The sequence below is a fragment of the Treponema peruense genome (assembly GCF_016117655.1).
Classification (GTDB): domain Bacteria; phylum Spirochaetota; class Spirochaetia; order Treponematales; family Treponemataceae; genus Treponema_D; species Treponema_D peruense.
Window position 1 is genome coordinate 1325690 of record NZ_CP064936.1, and the last position, 23863, is coordinate 1349552.

At 37.6% G+C, this 23863-nt stretch carries 24 protein-coding genes and 2 tRNA genes; 19 read left to right on the forward strand and 7 right to left on the reverse strand.

Features of this window, described 5'->3' with window-relative positions; all coding sequences use genetic code 11:
• Positions 1-61 precede the first annotated feature (61 nt).
• A complete protein-coding gene (locus tag IWA51_RS06085; protein ID WP_198443601.1) occupies positions 62-4747 on the forward strand; it encodes a protein NO VEIN domain-containing protein in 4686 nt (1561 codons plus the stop codon).
• A gap of 172 nt (positions 4748-4919) precedes the next feature.
• Here the strand turns inward: IWA51_RS06085 and IWA51_RS06090 are convergent, their stop codons facing one another.
• Together IWA51_RS06090 and IWA51_RS06095 are read right to left on the reverse strand one after the other, a co-directional pair.
• On the reverse strand, positions 4920-5135 hold the full coding sequence (locus tag IWA51_RS06090) for a hypothetical protein (protein ID WP_198443602.1): 216 nt from the start codon (positions 5133-5135) through the stop codon (positions 4920-4922).
• Positions 5135-6373, reverse strand: a complete 1239-nt coding sequence (locus IWA51_RS06095) for an IS256 family transposase (RefSeq protein WP_198443603.1) — start codon at positions 6371-6373, stop codon at positions 5135-5137. The genes IWA51_RS06090 and IWA51_RS06095 overlap by 1 nt, the downstream gene beginning before the upstream one ends.
• Positions 6374-6467: 94 nt before the next feature.
• Between IWA51_RS06095 and IWA51_RS06100 the strand changes: the two genes are divergently transcribed.
• From IWA51_RS06100 to IWA51_RS06115, 5 genes are all read left to right on the forward strand, one after another.
• A complete protein-coding gene (locus IWA51_RS06100; protein WP_268969617.1) occupies positions 6468-6872 on the forward strand; it encodes an RloB family protein in 405 nt (134 codons plus the stop codon).
• Positions 6873-6942: 70 nt separating this feature from the next.
• Entirely contained in the window at positions 6943-7059 is a 117-nt protein-coding gene (locus tag IWA51_RS12565; RefSeq protein WP_215905263.1) for a type I restriction-modification system subunit M N-terminal domain-containing protein, read from the forward strand.
• Positions 7060-7067: 8 nt separating this feature from the next.
• The gene (locus IWA51_RS06105; protein WP_198443605.1) at positions 7068-7325 is read left to right on the forward strand and encodes a hypothetical protein; all 258 of its coding nucleotides are present in this window, start codon (positions 7068-7070) and stop codon (positions 7323-7325) included.
• A 50-nt stretch (positions 7326-7375) separates the two neighbouring features.
• Complete coding sequence (locus IWA51_RS06110) at positions 7376-8935, forward strand: ATP-binding protein (RefSeq protein WP_198443606.1); 1560 nt, start codon at positions 7376-7378, stop codon at positions 8933-8935.
• A gap of 27 nt (positions 8936-8962) precedes the next feature.
• Positions 8963-9163, forward strand: coding sequence for a hypothetical protein (locus IWA51_RS06115; protein ID WP_198443607.1), 201 nt, complete (start codon positions 8963-8965; stop codon positions 9161-9163).
• Between the two features lie 37 nt (positions 9164-9200).
• Here IWA51_RS06115 and IWA51_RS06120 read toward each other — a convergent pair whose 3' ends face one another.
• The 3 genes from IWA51_RS06120 to IWA51_RS06130 form a co-directional block, all read right to left on the reverse strand.
• Positions 9201-9950: an IS3 family transposase gene (locus IWA51_RS06120; RefSeq protein ID WP_198443608.1), complete on the reverse strand. Its 750-nt coding sequence runs from the start codon at positions 9948-9950 to the stop codon at positions 9201-9203.
• A 90-nt stretch (positions 9951-10040) separates the two neighbouring features.
• Positions 10041-10355: a transposase gene (locus IWA51_RS06125; RefSeq protein ID WP_198442301.1), complete on the reverse strand. Its 315-nt coding sequence runs from the start codon at positions 10353-10355 to the stop codon at positions 10041-10043.
• Positions 10356-10458: 103 nt separating this feature from the next.
• Entirely contained in the window at positions 10459-10683 is a 225-nt protein-coding gene (locus tag IWA51_RS06130) for a DUF3791 domain-containing protein (protein ID WP_198443609.1), read from the reverse strand.
• Positions 10684-10857: 174 nt separating this feature from the next.
• Between IWA51_RS06130 and IWA51_RS06135 the strand changes: the two genes are divergently transcribed.
• From IWA51_RS06135 to IWA51_RS06165, 7 genes are all read left to right on the forward strand, one after another.
• On the forward strand, positions 10858-11049 hold the full coding sequence (locus IWA51_RS06135; RefSeq protein ID WP_198443610.1) for a hypothetical protein: 192 nt from the start codon (positions 10858-10860) through the stop codon (positions 11047-11049).
• Positions 11049-11708, forward strand: a complete 660-nt coding sequence (locus IWA51_RS06140) for a hypothetical protein (protein ID WP_198443611.1) — start codon at positions 11049-11051, stop codon at positions 11706-11708. The genes IWA51_RS06135 and IWA51_RS06140 overlap by 1 nt, the downstream gene beginning before the upstream one ends.
• Before the next feature lie 147 nt (positions 11709-11855).
• Positions 11856-12413, forward strand: coding sequence for a winged helix-turn-helix transcriptional regulator (locus IWA51_RS06145; protein WP_198443612.1), 558 nt, complete (start codon positions 11856-11858; stop codon positions 12411-12413).
• Between the two features lie 3 nt (positions 12414-12416).
• Complete coding sequence (locus tag IWA51_RS06150) at positions 12417-12929, forward strand: transcription termination/antitermination NusG family protein (protein WP_198443613.1); 513 nt, start codon at positions 12417-12419, stop codon at positions 12927-12929.
• A gap of 700 nt (positions 12930-13629) precedes the next feature.
• Positions 13630-15372 (forward strand): AMP-dependent synthetase/ligase, encoded by a 1743-nt coding sequence (locus tag IWA51_RS06155; RefSeq protein WP_198443614.1) that lies wholly within the window; start codon positions 13630-13632, stop codon positions 15370-15372.
• 75 nt (positions 15373-15447) lie between these two features.
• Complete coding sequence (trpS, locus tag IWA51_RS06160) at positions 15448-16533, forward strand: tryptophan--tRNA ligase (RefSeq protein ID WP_177528696.1); 1086 nt, start codon at positions 15448-15450, stop codon at positions 16531-16533.
• 13 nt (positions 16534-16546) lie between these two features.
• On the forward strand, positions 16547-17893 hold the full coding sequence (locus IWA51_RS06165) for an MATE family efflux transporter (RefSeq protein ID WP_198443615.1): 1347 nt from the start codon (positions 16547-16549) through the stop codon (positions 17891-17893).
• Between the two features lie 58 nt (positions 17894-17951).
• On the opposite strand, the gene IWA51_RS06170 is transcribed toward IWA51_RS06165, so the two are convergent.
• A complete protein-coding gene (locus IWA51_RS06170) occupies positions 17952-19355 on the reverse strand; it encodes a CCA tRNA nucleotidyltransferase (RefSeq protein ID WP_198443616.1) in 1404 nt (467 codons plus the stop codon).
• A 40-nt stretch (positions 19356-19395) separates the two neighbouring features.
• Here IWA51_RS06170 and IWA51_RS06175 point away from each other — a divergent pair, with 40 nt between their 5' ends.
• Positions 19396-20157 (forward strand): motility associated factor glycosyltransferase family protein, encoded by a 762-nt coding sequence (locus IWA51_RS06175; protein WP_198443617.1) that lies wholly within the window; start codon positions 19396-19398, stop codon positions 20155-20157.
• A gap of 60 nt (positions 20158-20217) precedes the next feature.
• On the opposite strand, the gene IWA51_RS06180 is transcribed toward IWA51_RS06175, so the two are convergent.
• Positions 20218-20577, reverse strand: a complete 360-nt coding sequence (locus tag IWA51_RS06180) for a hypothetical protein (protein WP_177528692.1) — start codon at positions 20575-20577, stop codon at positions 20218-20220.
• Between the two features lie 124 nt (positions 20578-20701).
• Between IWA51_RS06180 and IWA51_RS06185 the strand changes: the two genes are divergently transcribed.
• The 5 genes from IWA51_RS06185 (at position 20702) to IWA51_RS06205 (ending at position 23821) form a co-directional block, all read left to right on the forward strand.
• Positions 20702-21523 (forward strand): hypothetical protein, encoded by an 822-nt coding sequence (locus IWA51_RS06185; RefSeq protein WP_198443618.1) that lies wholly within the window; start codon positions 20702-20704, stop codon positions 21521-21523.
• A 42-nt stretch (positions 21524-21565) separates the two neighbouring features.
• The gene (locus IWA51_RS06190; RefSeq protein WP_198443619.1) at positions 21566-21949 is read left to right on the forward strand and encodes a chorismate mutase; all 384 of its coding nucleotides are present in this window, start codon (positions 21566-21568) and stop codon (positions 21947-21949) included.
• A 2-nt stretch (positions 21950-21951) separates the two neighbouring features.
• Positions 21952-23520: a glycogen synthase gene (locus tag IWA51_RS06195; RefSeq protein WP_198443620.1), complete on the forward strand. Its 1569-nt coding sequence runs from the start codon at positions 21952-21954 to the stop codon at positions 23518-23520.
• Between the two features lie 140 nt (positions 23521-23660).
• A tRNA-Thr gene (locus IWA51_RS06200) sits at positions 23661-23733 on the forward strand.
• A 6-nt stretch (positions 23734-23739) separates the two neighbouring features.
• Positions 23740-23821: transfer RNA gene (locus IWA51_RS06205), tRNA-Tyr, on the forward strand.
• Positions 23822-23863 lie beyond the last annotated feature (42 nt).

Consider the following 23863-nt stretch of genomic DNA (forward strand, 5'->3'; position numbering starts at 1 on the left):
TTCAGGAAGTTTTCATAATTTGTAAAAGTCAGATAAATAAGGTTGAAGTTGGATATAAAAAATGAGCAATATTGAAGAAATTGTAAATAATGAAATTAATAAAATAAAAAAATCATACTTTGATTCGGTAGATAGAATTATAAGTGATTATCAAACTTCGCAAGCATTTACGACCGATTATAAAGGCCGCCAATTATATGAATTAATTCAAAATGCAGAAGACCAGGCCACCGAAGAACAGGGGCAAATAAAAATTGAATTAAATGCCAATGTTTTAAGAATATCGAATACTGGCAAGCCTTTCTCGTCAAAAGGCGTAAAATCAATTCTTTATGTTTGTAACAGTTCCAAATTTCATGGCGGAGGAACTATTGGTTATAAAGGAATTGGTTTCCGCTCCCTGTTGAATTGGACTAATGAAATAAAAATAATTTCAAATGATTTTACCTTGTCATTTTCTGAAAAAATAACGAATGGTTGGTTGAACGATATTTTGGCCAAACATCCAGAATATGAAGATGAATTAAAAAACATTGCACCTTGCCCAATTGCAGTTCTTTCATGTCCTGATACAGCGAATAAACTGTCTCCTGAAAAAGGCTTTACTACCACAATTGAACTAACAGTTAATACAGATATTGCTGATTCTATAAAAGAGCAGATTAATTCTTTAGAGCCAGAAGTATTATTATTTTTGAGAAAAACTCGAAAGATAGAATTAATTGAAAACGGTAGAATTAAGATATTTGAGAAAAACAAAAAGAATAATTTAATTACGCTATCTGAAACGAAGGATGGAACTACTACAAATACTGTTTGGACTTTATATTCAACTCCAGCTGGAAGTAAAACTGAAAAAACTGATAAAGAATACGAAATTACTATTGCCTACGATAAAGCCAATAAGAAAGCAGCAAATGTTTTATATACATATTTTAAAACAGATGTAAAAATTTCATTTCCGGCTTTTATACATGCTACTTTTGAATTGACTTCAAACCGTAATGAACTTGTAAAAGATGATGAATACAACAGAGAATTAGTAGAATTGTTGGCAAAATTCTTAGCTTCTACGGCTGTAGAAATTGCAAAAGAAAAAGAAAATGGAATTGCAACGTATGACCCTTTAAAACTATTACTTACAAATGAAATAGACACCTCTTTGGAAGCTTATAAATTTAATGGAAAAGTATATGAAGAATTAAAAACTGCAAAAGTTTTCCCAACAATAAACGATGAGTACATTTCATTAACTGATGGACCAAAGTTTTCAGCATTGATAAAAGATAATTGTACTTATGCGAAATTACTTGATAAGAATACTTTTAGCACATTATTAAAGGATAGCCAGAATGAAAAAGTAATTTCAGATTATATTACTGGTATAGCAAATCTAAAATTCTATGATAAAGCAGATTTTCAAGAAAAATTAAATTCTGCAATTGATTCTGACACAAATCATCAAGTTTATACAATTGAGAAAAAAAGTTACTTGATTAGACTTATAAACTCTGATTCTCAGGTCTCAGGTGAAGGTTATAAGCTCCTTTCTGATGAAGATGAAAATCCGATACCCCTTGGTATTCAAACTTTTGCTCGGCCTAAAGAAAAAGCTAATTTTATCGAGCCAAATTTTCCATGGCTAAAACTGCGTTTCTTAAATAGAAAAATGCAAAATATCCTATTGCAAGATGTCAGTCAAGATGTACAAGAAACTACATATAAAAGTTTTTCATTGTTTAGATACAGGTTTGTTAATTTAGTTCGAAACGTAGTAAGAGATTTAAATGATAATCTTACAGAAAATAATGTAATTCTTGTTCTAAGATGGCTTTATACTTTCTATACTACACCTTCAAAAAATGATGAAGAAACAGAAGAACGTGAATTGGGAGAAGTAAAAGTACCTGTAATTTCTCGGGATAATAAATTTGTAAAAGCCACAGAATGTTATTTTGGAAAGGAATATGGTAATGAATCTCTTGAAAATATTATTTCTATTTATACAGATAACTTCTTAAAGTATGATTTAGAATTATTTGGTGATGATGATAAAAATAAAGTTATAACATTTTATGAATGGCTTAAAGTTTCATGGTTTCCTAGAGAAGAATCAAAGAAACTTACTATAAATTCTGAAGAATCCAGAAAATATATTAATTTCTGCTTTACCAAAAGACAATACTTTGTATCTGAAGGATATTATTCAAGAAGTGACCTTTATGATTATGGATTCCGTTTAATTCAAGTTTCTACGATAGAAAATTATAAAAAAATTATCGAAGAAGGTAATATCGATGACTTGATAATCTATTTTTTAAAAGATTCTAAAATCCGAGAATTAATAAGTTCTGAACATGAATTAAATCCAGAATCAAAAATTACTTATGCTCATGGAAATATGTATCTTAGAACATTTAACAAAGAACAAATGGCACCATATTTCCTTTACCAGTTGAAAAATACACCTTGGCTTCTTACCGAGAAAGGCAAAAAAGATGTCTCACATTGTTGTTTAGAAAAATTATCCGTTGATGATGTTATATTTATGCCAAAAATCAATTATGACTATATAAAATCAAAATGTAATACTTCGGACAGTGAAATTAATGGACTGCTAGTTAAGCTTGGTGTTGCCGAAACCTTTTCTGACATACCAACAGATATCAAATATGAATTGTTCATGGAATTACCTAGACTTGACTCTGAGCATGTTATTGGTAAATCAATATACAATAAAATGAAGGGCACAGCATCAAGAGTTTTATTGGAAAAAGGTTCTAATTATACGAATTTTATAAAAAATGGTAGTGTTTTAGTCAAATATCAAGGTAGTTATGATTATAAACCAATAAAAGAAGCCAGGTATTTATATGCAAAAGTATTCAGCGATAAAATTTTAGCAAATTACAAGATATTTTGTTTTGATACTAAAGAAGGAAGAGTTGATGATTTATTTGGTATTAAGAATTTGGAATTAACAGATTCTCATATTTCAGCAAAATACCAGATAAATGATGAAAAAATAAATACGGATTTTTCAGCTGCTTTACAGGAATATAAACCTTATATTCTTGCTTGTAGATTGCTTTCAAGCGAAAAAACAAATGACGCAAGTAAATTAAATAATACCCAAATTATATTAGGCAATAATATTCACGTGACTTATTATGTGAATGATGTTAAACATGAAGATGACTTAAATGATTTTGATACTGTTTATTTAGGGCTAGGAAATGAAAATGAAGAAACAGATCAAAAGAAAAAAATCGCCTATGTAAAAATATCTGACTATTGTAACGATTTCTCAACATTAAGATTTGACTCACATTTTGCAGATGCCATCGCTGATATCATAACTATAATATTGAATGTATACAAAGAAAAGCAGTTCTTTAGTCAAATATTTGAAGCAACATCAGAAAGACGTGATGAATTATTGTCTGATTATAAGGGAGGAGCTGCAAAAGAAACAATAAAAAAAGCCCGGGAATTATTAAATAAAGACTTTGATCCCTGTTTAGACTTTTGGTTAGCTATTACAGAATGCAAAAAAAAGACTTTTGAAGAAGACTATACTGCCTCTCAAATCGCTGACTATTGGGGAATTGATAAAGAATACTTTAATAAATTGAACTATGACAATATTAATGAAGAGAAGAATTTTGAATTAATTATTGTTCTGTTTGGTAAATTGAAAATCGACATTGAAGACTTCAATTCTTATTCAGCCATTAATCTAAATATCCAAAAATATTGGAAAAATAAATTTGATGTTCGTAAAAGAGAATTACGGTCTCTGTATAATGTTTATTTGTATAATAAGTATAAAGAGTCAAAAGACATTAAAAATTATGAATTGAAGAGAACTGGATTTTTATCAACTCAGCCTATAATTCAGAACTCAATTTCTGTCGATGTCGATAAACTATTTGAAGAAAGCTTTTCTGTTACGATTTCAGAATTAAACAGCTTTAAGCCTAATGACTTGGAAGAAATTATAGCTGGTAAAAAGCAAAATAATAAATTTTATGAATCATTAAAAGATAAGCTACCTGAAGAAAAATTAAATTTGTACTTGTTATTTGACTCATTAGATAAACTCGAAGAAAGACAAACTGAAAATCAAACTCCTAAATTCAAACCAAAAAGTCAGCAAGAAATTAATGAAGAAGCAAAAAAACTTGCAGAAGGTGCAGAGTACGAGGAAGGAATTCAGACTGAGAAAGTTGATGTATCAGAAAGTCACAGCCATGTGAAGACACAAAATGGTCATAATTCTTTCGATAGAAATTATCAGACTGAAGACGAAATCAAACAAATTAATGGTCGGGCAGCAGAGCTTGCTGTTTATGATAATTTATGTAAGAAATACGGAAAAACTAATGTAGATTGGTTATCAAAAAATGCAGAATATTTTGGAGTAACTGAAGTCGGTAATGATAATTTAGGCTACGATATAACATATACAAATAGCAATAATCAGCAAATCAATGTTGAAGTAAAATCCGTTCAAGATAAAATTGAATTTAATTTATCTCGAAATGAACTTGATACTGGTATGCAAAATCCAAACAACTATGAAATTATCGTTTATTCTTTACCACAGAAAAAAGTAAAAAACTTAGGAAAAATATTTAAATTTGAAAAGCCTGACGAAACACCCTTCAATAATTCAAAATTTACAATTCATTACGATACATATTTGGTAAGTGCTAAAGAGGTCGGAAAAGAAAATGATAATTAATACTTTAGCAATTTTAACTAAGAAAAATATTCTCGGTCCTTTCTTCTTTAATTTACAATGAAATTCACCTATGCTGATTTGATGTTTGATATTTTTTTTAGCGGTGACACTCCCTGTTATGTCAATTTTTATATTTTGTTGGTAAACTTGGCAAAAATAATTTACAAAAAAATTAATTTTTTAGACAACAAATCGGAACAACTAAAATTCCATCTTCTCTTTTATACGCATAATCTCCAACAGCCGTAAGAACCATTAAAAATGAAGGTTCTTTCATTTTTGTTGTGCCAATTTTTTGAGAAAGAGATTTTAGTGTTTTTATTCCTTCAGAAATTAAATGTTGAGTTATTGTCAATTGTTGTGGATTGAAAAAAAGTGTCTTTTTCATCAGGCAGCCTTCATTTGTTCACCGTCCACAAAAATTATATTTTTGGCGACAAGTTCAAGTTGTTTAAATCCCCTGAGCCGTCGCCAGTTTTTCTCTGCCTGAAGACAAAGCTTGAAAGCCATTGCAACAGAAGCAGCGGAAGAGCCGTTTCCTTTTGTTGACTTGTGGCGCAACCTGACTGTTGCAAATGTCGATTCAATCGGATTCGACGTTCTAATGTGAGCCCAATGTTCCGCCGGATAATCATAAAAGCGGAACAAATCTTCCTTGTCTTTTTCAAGACATTCCGTTGCCTTCGGATATTTTTTTCCGAAAGTTTCTATAAATAAGTCGCAGGCTTTCAAGGCGTTTGCACGTTTGTCTGCCTGCCACATATCCCGAATCATTTTTGTGGCCTGAGTCTGCACACAGTCAGGCAATTTGTCCAGAATGTTCATGGACTTGTGGAACCAGCATCTCTGAATTTTTAGCTGGCCCCAGATTTCATCAACTGCATTTTGAAACCCAAGCGCTCCGTCGCAGACTGCCAATTTTGGCGCTTTTGTCAGTCCGCGGAATTTCAAATCAAGCAAAACTCCACGCCAACTTTCCGTTGACTCGCGAATTCCGGCCTGTACAGCCACAAGTTCTTTTTTGCCTTCAACAGTTACGCCAATTATTACCAGAAGGCAGGTCTTTTCACCGTCAAGCCGGGACTTTACGTAAATTCCGTCTGCCCAAACATAAACGTATCCCTTTCCGGAAAGATCACGTTTGCGCCATTCGTCATATTCAGCCTGCCATTTTACAGTAAGCTTTGTTATGACTGACGGACTCAGGCCCTTTGCTTCTTCACCAAGAACATCATGGAGCATGGCTGAGAACTTGTTTGAAGAAATTCCTGCAAGGTAGGCAGCGGAAAGTATTGCTTCTACTGTCGGAGTTTTTCTTGCAAACGGAGGAAGGACTTTGCTTACAAAGCGATCCTTTTCTTCAAGTGCACGGTCATCAACTCTGGGAAGCCTGACTGTAACGTAACCGTTTGTAGTAAGAATTGTCCGTTCTTTGTGAAAGCCGTTTCTTACTACAAGTTTGTTTCCGGTTTTGTCTACGATAGAAGAAGTTTTATTAAGAAAACGCTGAACTTCATCCTCGTAAAGACTTTCAATTACTTCACGTGCTCTTGCGCGGATTGCTTTTTCAAGCAAATCAATCGTTGGACTATTGGAATTTTCTTCAATTTCCAGTATTCTTTTCATAAGAGGTCTCCTTCGGTGTTTATTTTTTTTTCCAAAGAAAACTATACCTTAGACAGACCTCTTTTTCTATGCCTTCTCAGGCAATCCACAACTTTTGATTATAACTCGTGTTTTTGACAGAGATACAATTGTCGAAAAAGGTATGTCTGAAGATTTAAAAAAGCAGTACGAAAAAGCTTTGTCTAAAGGTATTCATTTTGCTGATTCAATGCCGGCTTTTGAGGTTTGGTTTTTGCTTCATTTTGCTATGCCCGAACAGTTTTATTCTTCTCAAGATGGTGTTATCAAAGAATTACGAAAGTATATTCCTTATTATGAAAAAGACCAGAAATGGCTTTCGTCTGTAAATCTTTATACAACGCTTAAACCTCATTTTGACGAGGCAATGAAAAAAGCTGCAGAATTGGATAAGAAAAAAGAAGATACTGGAAACGAGAATACTACAATCAGCCATGTATATAAACTTTTCGAAGAATTATGGAAAGAAACAAAAAAATAATTTTTCCAGTGTCGCTCAATGATACCGGAATGCCTTATACTATATAGAAGATAAAACTGGAGAAAATAAATTGAAACTTTCACTTTCGGCATTAGAAACATTTTTGAAATCACAGTGCGATGCACTCCGTACAAGTATGGATGCTGCAGAATATAAAGATTACATCATTGCCATGATTTTTTATTAAATGGGCAAATGACAATTTTGCTATTCAGCAGCAGAAATATGCTGAAAAACTCTGTTCTGAATATCCCGATATGGAGCAGTCAACAATCCTATCTGAAGTGGAAGAGAACAACTTTGATGTTTACAGTTTTTATGTTCCTGTTGAAGCACGTTGGAAGATTGATTCTTTGCATGGGGATTATGAACTTGAAAAAATCAAAGAAACTTCCGGAAATTGTAGAAAAAGATGAATTTGCAGTTGTTGGCGACAGTGTTTGGACTGGCTAGAGGATTTTAAAGAAGTAGATAAATTATAATTTCTGCTATATAATAGAGTTATGAATATTCGAAAGCTCCCGATAGGGATTCAATCATTTGAAAGTCTCAGAAAAGAAAATTATCTTTATGTTGATAAGACTGAATTTATTTGGAATCTTGTAAACCTTGGAAAAACTTATTTTTTATCTCGTCCACGTAGATTTGGAAAAAGTCTTTTAATTTCAACATTTAAGGCATATTTTGAAGGAAAAAAAGAATTATTTGAAGGCTTAAAAATTAGCGAACTTGAAACTGAATGGAAAAAATATCCTGTATTTCATTTTGATTTTAATGGAAAAGATTATTCAGGTTCTTCTTCACTTGCAGCTGTAATAAATTCTCACCTTGAGTCTTGGGAAAAACTTTATGGTGATGAAAAAAAAGAACGTTCACTAGAAGAAAGATTTGCATATTTACTTGAAAAAGCTTACGAAAAAACAGGACTTGGATGCGTTGTTTTAGTTGATGAATATGATAAATCTTTGCTTGAAAGCGAATCTGAAATTCTAGAAAGTAATCGCCGTCTTTTTAAAGGATTTTTTGGAAATTTAAAAAAATGCGATGAGTTTTTAAAATTTACTTTTATTACTGGTGTTACAAAGTTTAGTAAAGTTTCAATTTTTAGTGATTTAAATCAACTTCAAGATATTTCTCTTTATGATCAATATTCTTCAATTTGTGGAATTACTCAGGAAGAGATGGAAAAAACTTTTGTTCCAGAAATTCAATTGATGGCACAAAAAAATGATTTAACTTTTGAAGGTTGCTTAGAAAAATTAAAAGAAATGTATGACGGTTATCATTTTTCTCGGATTTCAGAAGGAATGTATAATCCGTTTAGTTTAATTCATGCATTTGCTTCTTGTGAGTTTGAGTGTTATTGGTTTTCAACAGGAACGCCGACTTTTTTAGTTGAAAAAATTAAATCTGTAAATTTTGAACCAAAACTTTTAACTTCAGATGAACTTGCAATTGATACAAATTCAATTTCAGATTACAGAAGTGACAATCTCGATCCGCTTCCGCTTTTGTATCAAACCGGATATTTAACAATAAAAAAATATGATAAAGAATATCAACAGTATTACTTAGGTTATCCAAATAAGGAAGTAAAATATGCTTTTTTAAAAAGCTTGGTTCCAATTTTTTATTCTCCCGCTGATACTTGTGATGCTCTTTTCATTGTAAATTTTGTAAAAGATTTACGGCTTGCAAAAATAGATGAAGTTTTAAATCGATTAAAATCGCTTTTTGCACGGCTCCCATATTCAACAAAAAATGACGATTCAGTAATAGAACAGAATTTTCAGAATGTGATTTACATTGTTTTTATGCTTATGGGACAATTTGTAAATGTTGAAGAACATTATTCATTTGGTAGGGCAGATTGCGTAGTTCAAACAAAGGATTATATTTTTATTTTTGAATTTAAACGCGACAAATCAGCTCAAGAAGCATTAAATCAAATTAACGAAAAAAAATACGCTGAAAGTTTTAATTGTGATAAAAGAAAATTATTTAAAATCGGCGTTAATTTTTCTAGTGTAGAAAAGAATATTTGTGAATGGATTGTTGAGTAAGGGTTAGGTGTGATAGTTATGCGACAAATGAAAATAAAAAATTTTGGTCCAATAAAAAATGGATTTAATGATAATAACGGCTATTTTGAAGTAAAAAGAGTAACAATTTTTATTGGTGATCAAGGAACGGGAAAAATTACTGTTGCAAAATTATTTTCAACATTTTCTTGGTTAGAAAAAGCAATTTATCGTGGTCAATATTCGCAGTTTATAAAATGCGCTATTTAGTCAACACAAAAATTTTACAGGTTTAAGGTGTAAAAATTTATGCAGCCCGTTTTCTTTCCAGTTCATTGTACTGGAAGCATTTATACATTTCATCAGGCACGTTGTAATCCAGAGACTGATGAAACCTCGCTGTGTTGTAGAAGTTGAAGTAGGCATCAATGCCGGCCTTCAAGTCTTTCATTGTCTCATAGCGTTTAAGGTAGATGTCCTCGTACTTGAGGCTTCTCCAAAGACGCTCAATTCTGATGTTGTCCAAAGCCCGGTCTTTTCCGTCCATGCTGATCTGGATGTCGTAATCGACAAGAACTTTGATAAAAACATCAGATGTAAACTGGCTTCCCTGGTCTGTGTTGAAGATTGCAGGACAGCCGTATTCTTCGATTGTTTCCCTCAGAAGATTTGCATACTGCATCGCATCCATCGTGTTGAATACGCGCCAGCTCAAGACCTTCCTCGAGAACCAGTCGATTATTGCCATCAGGTAAACATTCCCTGTCGGCAGCTTTATGTAAGTGATATCCGTTGACCATACCTGATTCGGATATCTGATTATCTTGTTTTTCAGAAGATACGGATACTTCTTGTGATATTTACAGGCCTTGGAAAGATTCTTGCCCGGAAATACCGCCGTAATCCCGAATCTTCGCATTACACGGCGTACAGTTGTTTCTGTAGTGTCTCCGCCGTTTTTGTTTATTTCTCTCCAGATTCTGCGGTAGCCGTAATACGGATGCTCAATCTGGACTTCCTTGATTTTCACAAGCAGATTGAAATCTTTTTTCATCATGCCCTGGACCCGGTTCGTAATAATACCGGCTCCGTGAAATCCCAAGCAGCCTGCACTGCCTTGAAATGCTTAAAACCTTGTAAGCAGGTTCTACAAGATTGGATCGTAGCCGTATATCTGCTTGTACTTTTTTTTTAGAAAATCAATTTCGACTTTCTGTTCACCGATTGTTTTCAGAAGACTGTCTTTTTCCTCTTCCTGCTTTCTCGTTTCTTCTGACTTCTTGTTCGGCCGTTCAAAAATGTCAGCCATTCCGGCAATCGCCTGCGCTTTCCATTGGGAAATCTGATTCGGATGAACGCCGTACTTTACTGCAATTTCCTGAATCGTAGATTCTTCTCGTAATGCTTCAAGTGTAACTTTTGCCTTGAAATCCTTGCTGAATGACTGTCGTTTCTTTACCATGTGCTAACCGCCTTGCTTAATTTATCGGCTGTTTGCACCTTAAATCTGCTCCTTTTTCTGTGTCGTTTTACACACTCATTTTAGTCTCATTCCGTTTACAAATTCAGGCATTAACAGTCACTCCTTTTGCATTAAGGAATCTTTCTACATCTTCATAGACGCCTTCATCTCCTTCTAAATGAAGAGAATCAAAACATTGGCGTATAAAATTTAAGGCACCGTTTTCGTAAAGTAAAGAAGCGGCCTGGGAGATTGAATTATTCATTTTTTGTGCAAACATCCTTATTATGCGAAGCTGCATAAAAGTAATCTGCATAGATTCGTTCATATAGTTTAATATACTATAAAACACAGTAGCAGTCTATATTTTCTCCCTCATACACCGCATCATCGTGTGTATTTAAGTTCCACCACTTTGAGGTCATGAGAGTTGGTTGTCAATAAAATTATAGACAATTTGTTTTTTGTATAGTATATTAGAGAATGTAAGGAGGTAACTATTATGTATATTTCTGTTGGAAGTGATTTTGTTCAGCCTAAGATTTTGTTGCATGGTTGCAAAGGTCGCGAGGTATATGAACGTATTATGACAGAAAAACTTGTTCCTACCTCTGCTATGTTGTCTTATTCAAAACGCCGAGAACAGGCTTTAAAAAAATTAAAAGCTGTTAGAAGGCAAGCTGCAAGTAAGTAATGAAGGCAACAATTAAAACTCATCCAATTATTGAAACAGAGATTTTTTATTGTGAAAGTGTTTCTTACGCTTCAGATTATGAACTTGGCAGATTCATTCCGCAGTATGATGAAAAAGTCTTAAGTGGATATTTGACAAAAAAAGCTAAAATTCACGAATCAGAAAAACTTTCAAGGACATATATTGTTCGTGATAAAGAGGATGCTGTTCTTGCAGGTTGGTTCAGTTTAGCAGCTGCAACCTTGCCTTATCAGGAAAATGATGTTGAATTTCAAATTCCAGCAATTAATCTGTCAAATTTTGCAGTCGATAAAAAATACAAACAGTTGCATGGAAAAGATTTTCAACCCGCAACAATTGGCGAGTTTATATTCAATGATTTTATAATTCCTATTTCAACTGTAGTTTCAAAACTTTGTGGTGCTAAAGAAATTTATATTTTTTCTTTAAAAGAAGACAGTTTGATTGAACATTATAAAAGCACATTCGGTTTTATAGAAGAAAATGACATGGAATCAATGATTCTTCTTCCGCAGCCGCATTATTACAATAATAATTCTGTTTTGTTTTTGCACCGTCCGTTAGCAGAGGAACTTTCAGTAATCCCGGGAAAAATCAATCTTCATGATGAACAAGTCACTATGGAAGTTATTGTGTAACATGTCCGCTATGCAAACAAAAGATTGACAGTATCTCAATAGCACCCATTCTCCCTCATACACCGCATCATCCCGCATCCCGCCCTTAACATTCCTCACGTTTTTAGCTATAATGTTTGTAAATTAAACAATCTGTAGAGGTATTGTATGCAGCCTGATCTGGCACTTTTACAAAATATTTCTGATACTCTCGAACAGGACTCGCTTGCCAGTCAGAGAAAGCTTGCAGAAGGTTCGGGTATTACCGTTGGCTCAATGAATGCTGTTCTAAAGCGTTTTGTTGAACGCGGCTGGATTATGTTTACGAATGTAAATAAGAGAAAACTTGCATACGCTCTGACTCCAGCAGGACTTGAAGAACTTGCACGCCGGGGCAAAACATTTGCTTTGCGTACGTTGCAGATTGCAAACAATTATTCCAATTCAGTTGTACATTTGTTCAATAAAGTTCGCGCAGAAGGGAAAAATGAAGTTATCCTTTACGGAACAAGTTACATAAAATTTGTATTTTCATATGCGGCAGGTGAAGTAGGGCTTAAGTTTTCGCAGGTTTCAGCAGATGCAGAAGTTGAACAAGACGCATATTGTATTGCAGGTGAACTTAACGCAGAAGACGTGCAGAAAGATTTGGTCAATAAAGGCTGCGTAAGTGTTTATGACATTATAGAAGATGACCGGAATTTGATTTCAAAGGCAGGGAATTAGACCATGGAATTTTATTGTTTAATGGTTCTGACCGGTCAGGAAGAGTCATTTAAGAAAGAAGCTGCAGATAAACTTTCAGAAGAATTTGCCGGAGCAAAATTTTATTTTTTTAAGCGCAAGTTAAGAACAAACCAGGGCAAATATTTTGACCAGCCGCTGTTTCCCGGTTATTTGTTTTTTGAAGTAGAGGAACTTTCTGAAAAATTTTTTGACATTATAAAACGCGTTAAAGGTTTTGTTAAGGTTCTCTTAAAGAATGACCAGCCGACAAAAATTTGTGGAGTTTCACTTGAAGAACTTAAAACTTATATCAGAAACGGTGAAACCTGGGGCATTTCAAAAGTTCTGTTTTTGCCCGGTCAGAATATCCGGGTAATTTCGGGCCCGCTCAAAGGTCTTGAAGGAAATATTTACAAAATAAACAAAAAGAAAAAGCATATTACGGTTATTTCGTCCCTGAGTCCCGACGGAAAAAAGTTCGACCTTCTGTACGAAGACGCCGTTGTAGTAGAATAAATTCTGTCAGTTAAGAGATGTCCCGCTTTTGCTCGGATTTCATCTTTTTAGAGGTAATGCGGTGCTACGCACTTGCTTGCACCTTATAATTTGACAGAATTAGATAGATTTGGTATATTGAATCAAGGAAATGCCCGAACATTGGGTTATCTCCACTTTATTGCGATTAGCCGCCTAGTGTCGAAAACTTAAAGGCGGCTATTTTTTTACTCTTTACTTATGTTTAAAGTAGGTGAGCGTTGTTATAACTGTGCTGATTATCGTGGCAACGCAAGTTACCAGTGCAATAATTGTATCACAAGTCATAGACAAGCCTCCCAAAATCAAATTTCGGTGAAAACCGATTGAGTATGGGAGATAACCGCCTGTTCAGGCATTTCCTGTATGATAAATATAACATAATTTAATATATTTGCAAAGTTTTTTCGCAGTTTTTTTCGCTTCCTATACTACAGCATTTAAGTACCCACAAAACTTTTTTCTGCACATTCTGCAAAGTCATGGTATAATTAAATTTACTCATGAACATTTATAGGAGTGAGTATAAAAAATCCGCCAAAATGGCGTCGGCTTTTTTAACTTAAAGTTTGCGTTGCAAACTTTTTTATTAACTGTACATTCTCACTTTGTTGCGAATGTACGTAAATGTTCATTCCTAAATCTGAAGATTTACTCATGAACATTTATAGGAGTAAAAAAAATGGACGAACTTAAAAACTATGATCCCACTGCTTTTTTGGATGAATTCCGCGGAAAATACTTTGAAGGCGAGTGGCCCACACTGCCGCAGATGTTTGACATAACCGTTGCCCGCTATCCAAAGCGCCCTTGTTTTACTGACTGGGACACAGATGACGGTTCAAAGCGCACTTACACGTACGAACAGTCCCATAAAATGATACTTACTCTTGCAAACTGGATGTGCTTTGCTGGAGTAAAGCCCGGCGACCGTATTGCAGTTTCGGGCAAAAACTCACCGGAATGGGCTGTAGTTTATCTTGCCGCCCTTTATGCCGGAGCAATTGTATGCCCGCTTGATTACGCGCTTCACAACGAAGAACTGGACAATCTTTTGGCAACTGCTCAGCCTGTAATGTTTTTTGTAGATGAAGAAAAATATTCTTATTTTTCCGGCCGCAAAAGCAAGTACAAAGTCTATTCTCTCTGCAGAAGACAGGGCGACACTTACGTATTCAATCTTGTTTCAGAAAAAAAAGTGCAGAATACACAGCCTAGTATAGAAGACACTGCGGCAATTCTTTTTACAAGCGGAACAACCGGTACACCAAAGGGCGTTATGCTCAGCCACAAAAATCTTGTAAGCGACTGCTATATTGCCCAGACCCACATGAAAATCTATTCAACAGACGTATTTTATGCACTTCTTCCAATCCACCACGCCTATACAATGCTTGCAGTATTTATAGAAGCAATTTCTGTAGGTGCCGAAGTTGTATTCGGTAAGAGCATGGCCGTATCGCGTCTTATGAAAGAGCTTAAGGAAGGCGAAATAACAATGCTTCTGGGAGTTCCGCTTCTGTTCAATAAGCTTGCAGCAGGAATTCTTAAGGGAATAAAATCAAAAGGTCCTTTTGTCTACGGAATTATGAAATTCCTTATGGGACTTTCGTTTATGATAAAAAAGACTTTCGGTGTTAACCCTGGCAAGCACATCTTTAAGGCTGTACTCAAGCAGGCAAATATTTACACTATAAGAATTGCAATCTGCGGCGGCGGTCCTCTTGCAAAGAGTGTGTTCAGGTTTTACAACGAAATGGGCATAGATTTTGTTCAGGGTTACGGCCTTACAGAGACTTCACCTATTATCACGCTTAATCCCATACACCACTTTAAGATAGAAAGTGTAGGCAAATACTTTGTCGGAAAAATGCAGATGAAAATTGACAGCCCCGACAAAAACGGAATAGGCGAAATTCTTGTCAAAGGTCCCATGGTTATGCAGGGGTACTACAAAATGAGCGAAGAAACTGCAAAAGTGTTTACAGAAGACGGCTGGTTCAAAACAGGAGACCTCGGCTGGATAGATGACGAAAATTACCTTATGCTGAGCGGTCGTGTCAAAAACATGATTGTTACCGAAGGCGGAAAAAACGTCTACCCCGAAGAAATAGAAGACGCCTTCCAGCTCGAAACCGACATCCAGCAGATTACGGTACAGGGCTACATTGCAGACACAGAGCACCAGTCCGAAGAACTCGAAGCGCTTGTTTATCCTTCTGACGATCTTTATTCAAGGCTGAATATAAAACGCGAAGACTGTTCAGAAGAAGAACTTTCTTCTATAAAGAAGGCTGTCAGCGAAATTGTAGACAAAATCAACAAAAAACTGCAGCCATACCAGAGAATTACAAAAGTCACTGTTCTTGAACAGCCGCTCGAAATGACCACCACGATGAAAGTAAAGCGCAATTACAGCAAATAGTCCGCGTGTGGACAAAAAACGCTGATTTGTGTTAAATTAAGGCTCTAAATTTTTTGCAAGAGGTAATTTAAAATTATGTCAGAAATAGATTATGACTCAAACAAGACTTTTGCTGCAGCCGTTGAACGCAGTAAAAAAATAGAAGAAGATATTGCCGTAAACCCAACAAAATACAGGGTTCTTACTGGAGACAGACCTACAGGAAGACTCCACATAGGCCATTATTTTGGCTCTCTGCAGAACCGCGTAAGGCTTTCAAAGATGGGTGTTCCCACAATGATTCTTATTGCCGACTATCAGGTTCTTACAGACCATGATGCATTCCAGGAGATAAGCCAGAATACAAAGCAACTTGTAATAGATTATCTTTCTGCCGGAATTGAACCTTCAGAAAACGTAATAATCTACCCGCACAGTTATGTTCCGGAGTGCAACCAACTTATGCTTCCGTTCCTTACTCTTGTAAGCAATGCCGAACTTTCAAGAAACCCGACCGTCAAAGAAGAAATCCAGAGTGCGGGTCTCAAGAATGTAAATGCAGGAATGTATACGTACCCCATTCACCAGGCATGTGACATTCTTTTCTGTAAGGGTAACGTTGTTCCTGTAGGAAAAGACCAGCTTCCGCACCTTGAGCTTACAAGAACAATTGCCCGTCGTTTTAACGAAAAATTCTGCAAAGACCGCGATCCTGTTTTTCCCATGCCGCAGGCTCTTTTGTCAAAGACACCAAGCATTCTTGGCCTTGACGGAAGCCAGAAGATGAGCAAAAGCCGCGGAAACGCAATATTCCTTAGCGCAACAGAAGATGAAACCGCCGCTCTTATCAAAAAGGCAAAGACAGACGCAGACCGCAACATTACATACGATCCTGTAAACAGACCTGAAGTTGCCAATATTCTTATGCTCATTTCGCTGTGCACAAAAGAAGCTCCCGAAGCAATTGCACAAAGAATAGGTGACGGCGGCGGCGGAATGCTCAAGAAAATGCTTACAGAAGCCCTTAATGAAGAACTCAGACCTTTGCGCCAGAAACGTGCAGAACTCGAAAAGAACCCCGACTACATAAGACAGGTTCTTCTTGACGGTTCCGAACGTGCACGCGCCATTGCGGTAAAAACACTTTCAGAAGTGCGCGAAGCCATGAATATGGTAATATGATTCAACAAGATTTATGACAAAGAATTTAACTGAAGGAAACCCGTTAAAGCTTATTCTGCTTTTTTCACTGCCGCTTCTTGCAGGAAACCTGTTCCAGCAGGCTTACAACCTTGTGGATGCTGCAATTGTAGGCCGCTATCTTGGAACAATGGCTTTGGCCGGGGTAGGGGCTTCGGGTTCCGTTAACTTTTTGGTTCTTGGATTCTGCATGGGAATCTGCGCCGGTTTTACAATTCCTGTTGCACAGAAATTCGGAGCCGGTGATTATTCAGCCATGCGCTCCTACATTTTTATTGGTGCTGTATCGCTTGCACTGTTTTCTGTAGTTGTTACCGTAGTCTGTTCCCTTTTATGCCGCTGGGTTTTGGGGTTTATGTCTACTCCGGCCGACATCTTTGATAACGCGTATATTTATCTTCTGATTATTTTTCTTGGAAGTCCTTTTACGCTTATGTACAATTTTTTGTCGGGAATTCTTCGCGCTATAGGAAACTCAAAGACACCGTTTATATTCCTGGTTGTTGCTACAATAGTAAATATTGTGCTTGACCTGACTTTTATTATTGTATTCAACATGGGCGTTGCGGGTGCTGCTCTTGCAACAGTTGCGGCACAGGCTGTGAGTGGCATTCTCTGTCTTGTCCACATAATGCGCAGGTATGAAATACTCAGGTTCAGAAAAGAAGATCTTGTCTGGAACTGGAAGAAACTTTCTGTTCTGTTCGGAATGGGTATTCCCATGGGACTGCAGTTTTCAATTACCGCAATAGGAAGCATGGCTCTTCAGGCTGCAAACAATTCTTTGGGAAGTGTATGTGTTTCGGGTTTTACTGCCGGAAGCAAACTCAAAATTCTGTTTATAAGCCCCTATGATGCCATAGGAACAGCGGTGTCTACTTACGCAGGGCAGAATCTTGGCGCACAGAAATTTGACAGAATCAAACAGGGTATTCTTCTTGGAACCGCAATCTCTGTTCTTTACGGAATAGCGGCAAGTATTTCCCTTATTGCATTCGGACGGCCGCTTTCGCTTATGTTCATTGACTCTTCTGAAACAGAAGTACTTAATGCTTCTGTACAGTATGCGGCCACAATAGGAATCTTTTACTGGGTTCTTGGAATACTGAATGTTGTACGGCCATCTCTTCAGGGGCTCGGGTTTACCAGCCGCGCAATTTTTTCTGGCGTTATAGAAATGTTTGCAAGGTGTATCGTAAGTTTTGGTCTTGTTCCAGTAATCGGTTATAAAGCCGTTTGTTTTGCAGACCCGTGTGCGTGGGTATGTGCTGTAATCTATGTTTCAATAACAATGGTCTGGTGCCTGTCAAAAATAAAAAAAGCGCCCGACTCTGTCTGCTAGAATAAAGGGCTGTTCGCAGACCGTACGTTTTCACGGCTTTAAGAACACCACTGTTTGTTTATGTCCTGAATTTTTCGCGAAAAATATTTTTTGCAAGTGCCAGAAGTTTTTCTTTTTCATTCATTGCCGGTGATTCCGTAACGGTTTCAAACAGTTCATTCAGAATCATGCCCATGGCTTTTCCCGAAGGTATTCCTTCCTGTATCAAGTCCCGCCCGTTAACGGCAAGGTCTTTTATTCCCAGAGCCGACTTTTTTTCAAGAACAGATTCAATTCTTTTTCTGAACTCCAGCAGAATATTCCATGCAGGGCTTCCTTCTTTAAGAGGCGTTCTGTGCATTCCGTAAATGTCTGCAAGCCTTAAGGCAAACAGGTTTTCGATATTTTCGGGTTTGACTCTTATAATGAATCTTCTTACGGCAGCGTCTGACCACGAGTGTTCGTAGTAAAACATATGTTCCTGAACAAGGTGAACAACATTTTTTATTGTTTCATTGGGGAACTTGAGGGCCGTCATAGATGCAAGTGCTTTCTGTGCAGACTTTGTTTCGTGCCCGTGGAAGTGTACGCGTTCTTCTCCATCAACAATTTCTGTAGTGCGGCATTCTGGCTTGCCTATGTCGTGGTAAAAGGCTGCAAGTTTTACTTCGAGATTTCCTTTCTGAGCCCCGTCGCAGGCATATAAAATGTGGTCGGCAACATCAAATTCGTGGAAGCCCCTTGAATCTTTCTGCGAACAGTTTCTGCATATGGCAAATTCCGGTATAAAAATATTCAGAATTCCGGTTTTTTCCAGAAGTTTAAGACTGTCCGACGGTCTTTCACAAAGTAGCATCTTGCAGAACTCGTCCCTGAATCTTTCTACAGAAATAGAAGCCGTTTTTTTTAATACTTCAGGCTCTGAAAGGGCAGCAAGGGTTTTTTCTTCTATACTGAACCCAAGCTGGCCCGAAAATCTAACTGCACGCACCGGCCTAAGCCCGTCTTCAGCAAACCGTTCCTGCGGTTCTCCTACAGTGCGTATTATTTTGTTTCTTATGTCTTTCTGCCCGTCGAAAGGATCTGTCAGTTCACCGCTTTCCAAATCTGCCGCAATTGCATTCATTGTAAAGTCACGGCGCGAAAGATCTTCTTCTATTGTTGTTGCAAATTTTATGCTGTCGGGGTGTCTTCCGTCTGTGTAGTCTGCTTCGGTACGGAATGTCGTGGTTTCTATCTGCATTCCGAAGATGTGTATTGTTACCGTTCCGTGTGCAATTCCTGTAGGAATAACTTTTTTGAATATTCCCATTACCTGCTTAGGCGTGGCATTTGTTGCAAGGTCGTAGTCGTGGCCTTTTTTACCCAGAATCATGTCGCGGACAGCCCCTCCCACAAGATAAGCTTTGAATCCGTTTTTTCTGAAAATTCCGCCGATTTTTACCAATTCTTCAGGTATTTTTACACATTTTATTAAAGACATGATATAATAATTGTATCAACTTTTTAAGGAAAAATCTATTATGCATGCAGTTATTTTTACAGGCGGCGAGGCACCTCTCCCGCAGAATACAGCATATTATTTTGCAGGAACTCCGCCGATTGACTACATTGTTGCTGCAGATTCCGGTCTGGACACTCTTGAAGCCTACCGCCATTTTTACGGCAGTACCGTTAATTTTAAACCAAATTTTATTCTGGGAGACATGGACAGTTTAAAAGACAAATCGCTTCTCGAAAAATACAGTGGCGTAAAATCCGAGATTTACAACCGCGATAAAGACTATACCGACACAGAACTTGCCCTTATGCAGGCAGTAAAAGTAGCACCGGACAGGGACAACGATACAGTTACACTCATTGGCGGTTCGGGCGGCCTTATGGATCATTGTCTTGGCGTTTTTGAAACATTTGCACAGAATTACCATGCCGACGTGTGGCTTACAAAAGAGCAGGTTGTCTGCTGCCTTGAAGAAACTTTTGCAATAGAAATGTCAAATCTTACTCCCAAAGACAGAATTTCTATTGCGCGTGCACCGTATTTTTTTACCGGAGGAAAGCTCAAGTCAGAAGGGCTTGCGTGGGAATCACCGGGATTCAGGGAAAGCGGAATGCCCAGCATTTCAAACAGAATTGCACTGGACTATTACCAGGAAAAACGTCCCGTTAAGCTTATGGCCCAGGAAGGAAGATTTCTTGTATTTATTCCGTTCCACACACACGTTCATCATCCCGAGCGTCTGCGTACAGAAAAAAAGATTGTTCCGGGAGTAGTGGATTTTTAACCCGTTTTGAGCTGAATTCGGGCGCATTTTTTCTTATGTTGAATTTTTCAGCTGTAAACTTCAGATTCCGTCGGCAAGAAAGGCTGCAGTGCGCATAAATAAAAATACTGCTGCCGACGGAAGTGCCGTAAAAATGCAGAGAGTAAAGTAAATCCAGTACCGGCGGCCTCCGTGAATAAAAAAAAGCGCAACACTTTCAATCATTCCGGCCAGACAGAAAAATATCAGTATAATTGAAGTTATTGAACACAAAAGCATTATAAAACGCTGTGTTCTGTCCAAAAAAAGCTGGAAGTTTCCGCAGGCATAAAAAAGAAAAAGAACAACCGTCATCATTGCAAGAAAAAGAATTGACCGTCCTATAAGCCTGTACAAAACGGAACTGTCTATTTTGGTAAGGTCTGTTTCTTTTTTCTTCATAAAATCCCCGGTGAAAGCTTCAGATTGAACAGTCTATTGAAAATCAAGGTTAATTTAGTATACAATATCTTTGGGTTTTTGTTAATCAGACTCAAATCAGACTTGAATTCAACAAGGTAAGTGTATGACTGTAAAACGATTTTTTGCAAACATTATAGTTCTTGCCGTTTTTGCGGCCGCAGTTTTTTTTATAGGCTGGGTTCAGTTTTTTGTAAAACCCAGGCATTGTGCCGTAATGCAGTCAAAAACAGGCGGAATCTATTCAAAACCGATTGTTCCGGGAAGTTTTGAGTGGAGATGGGAACGTCTTCTGCCTACAAACGTAACGCTTACTGCGTTCAGCACGGAGCCGGTAAACTCTGTGCTGGCAGTTTCTGGAACTTTGCCCGGCGGAGAAACTTATTCTTCACTTCTCGAAGGAAACCCCAGTTTTTCTTATTCCATGACTTTGCAAATTACGGCTTCTGTTGCCCCCGAAGACATTCTTGAACTTTTTTCGGACAATAAAATTTCTTCGCAGAAAGATCTTGACGCTTATATACAGGCAGCTGCAAAAGCCGCAGCATCTTCACTTGCAGAAAAGGCCCTCAAAAGCAGCACTTATGTTTCTTCTTATTCTGTTTCGCCTGCCGATGTAAGTTCTGCAATGACAAAGGCCGGCTTTGGCGGAATCACTGTTTTGTCTGCTTCGGTAACAGAACAGAATATTCCTGACATGCAATCTTATGAAAATGCACGCGCTCTTTATGCTCAGTATTCAGAAACCCTTTCTGCGGAACTTGCAAAAAAAGCTCAGGAACAGGCTGCTATAATAGCAGAAGAAGACCGTTCCATGCAGAAACTCGAAAAGTTTGCGGAACTTCTAAAAAAGTATCCCGAACTTCAGGAAATTTCCAAAAGCGGTGATATTACAAAAATTATGGATGCACTCGGTGCTTTGCGCTGATTATGCTTAATAAACAGAACAAAATATTTTCAGGATTTTTTTATGAAAGACAAAAGACTTTTTGCAATACGCGGGGCAACCACTTCAGAAAATACAGCTGAATCAATACGCCTTGCCGTAGAAGAAATGTGCCGTGAGATTTTTATGCTCAATTCTGTAAAGGCACAGGATATTGTTTCTGTCCAGTTTACAATGACACCCGATCTTGACGAGCTTAACCCCGCCGCTGCCCTCAGAAAAAGCGATACAGGCCTTGATACATCAAAAATTGCTCTCTTTGCTATGCCCGAACTTTATATAAAGGGAATGCCGCCAAAAACAATACGTGTTCTTGTAACAACTTACTTGGACTGTGACGCAGCGGTTAAGCCTGTTTATCTTAACGGTGCAAAATCGTTAAGGCCGGAATTTGCCTTGGGGAACTGAATATGACAGTCTGGCTTGTTTCAAGGGAATACGCCGGAATTGCAGAGGCGGGCGGTGTAAAAAATGTTGCATGTTCACTTTCTGAAAGTCTTGTAAGGCTCGGTAACCGCGTAATTCTTTTTATTCCGCTTTATGCGTGCACCGATATGTCTTCTGTAAAAGACTTCAGGTGTCTGTGGCACAAGCCTGTAAAATTCACTGTCTGCGGTAAAGGTATAACGATAACTTATAGTCACGGAATGTGTGGCGGTGTAGAAGTTGTTTTTGTAGGCAACCGCGCTTTTTCTGAAAAACGTGCTGTCTATACCTATACGCCTGCTGACGAACAGGAAAACCCTTCCCATAAAACCGGCTGCGGTCATGAAGATGCACCTTATCTGAATACTCTTTTTCAAAAAGCCGTGGCCTATTACTGTGCTGTCTGCGAAGAAAGTGAACGGCCGCACATAATCCACTCGCAGGACGCAACCGCAGCACTTGTTCCTGTTTTTGTACATAACCTCATGTCTTTTAACGGACTGGCCGCCTCTTTTTATAAAAATACAAAATGCGTAGTTACAATACATAACGCAGGCCCCGGTTACCACCATGAATTTTCTTCGGTAGAAGAGGCGGCGCGCTTTACTTCGCTTCCTTTAGATGTACTGCGGCGGGGGCTTTGCGGCAGATATGTTGAACCGTTCCTTCTTGCTTCTGAATATGCCTGTATTACAACTGTCTCGCCTGAATATGCGCGTGAAATACAGGAAGGCAGAACAGATACAGCCGGTCTTTCGCAGGAATTCAATGCCCGCGGAATAAGCATAATCGGTATTACAAACGGAATAGACTTTTCAAAATATGACCCGTCAGACACAAAAAAATCGCTGCTTCCCTATGCCTTTGACCCTCAGAAAAAGGACCTTGACGGAAAGTATGCGTGCAGGACTTTTCTGCTGGAAAACGCGGACACTTACGGAACAAAGCGCTTTGGCAGAATATGCGGCGAGGGAGGGGCATTTGTAGTTTACCACGGCCGCGTTGTAAGACAGAAGGGAATTGATGTCATGGTAAGGGCAGCAGATGCACTTCTGTCAAAAAATCTTCCCGTCAAGTTTATTTTTATGGGACAGGGAGAGCGTGCCCTTGAAGAAGACCTTGCCCGCTGTGCCCAAAAGTATGAAGGAAAATGTGTCTACTACAAAGGGTACAACCGCAAACTTGCAAGGCTTGTTGTAGCGGCTTCTGACTTTTCATTGCACCCGAGTAATTTTGAACCGTGTGGCCTTGAAGATTTTATTTCGCAGACTTTCGGAACTCTTCCCGTTGCACACAGAACTGGCGGTCTTTCCAAAATTATAGATGATGAAACAGGTTTCCTTTATTCCCCCAATTCTTCAGAAGTTCTGGAAAAGACCCTTTATTCTCTTTTGAAAATCATGGCTGCTGCAGGAAACTCAATATTTTCGGGAATGATTTCTTACGCAAGCCGTTATATCCACAAAAAATATTCGTGGGATCTCGTTGCGCGTGAAAGCTATATGAAACTGTATGCGGCTCTTTTGAACGGACAGAGTTTCACTGATTTATGATTGGGTTGCCGTTTACAAAAAAAATAAAAAAAATTATTAAAAAATGAAGATTTGTTGTTGACACAATTTTATGTTTATTATATAGTCTAACACATCAGCAGCAGTACACAACACTTCTTCTGATACAAAATAAAAAAAATGCTGCCTTAGCTCAGCTGGTAGAGCACGTGATTTGTAATCTCGGGGTCGTGGGTCCAAATCCTACAGGCAGCTTTTCACGGGGAGTTTCCCGAGTGGTCAAAGGGGACAGACTGTAAATCTGCTGGCTCCGCCTTCGTAGGTTCGAATCCTTCACTCCCCAGAAGAGCATTGGTTTTTCCCGATGCTCTTTTTTTTTGCCTTA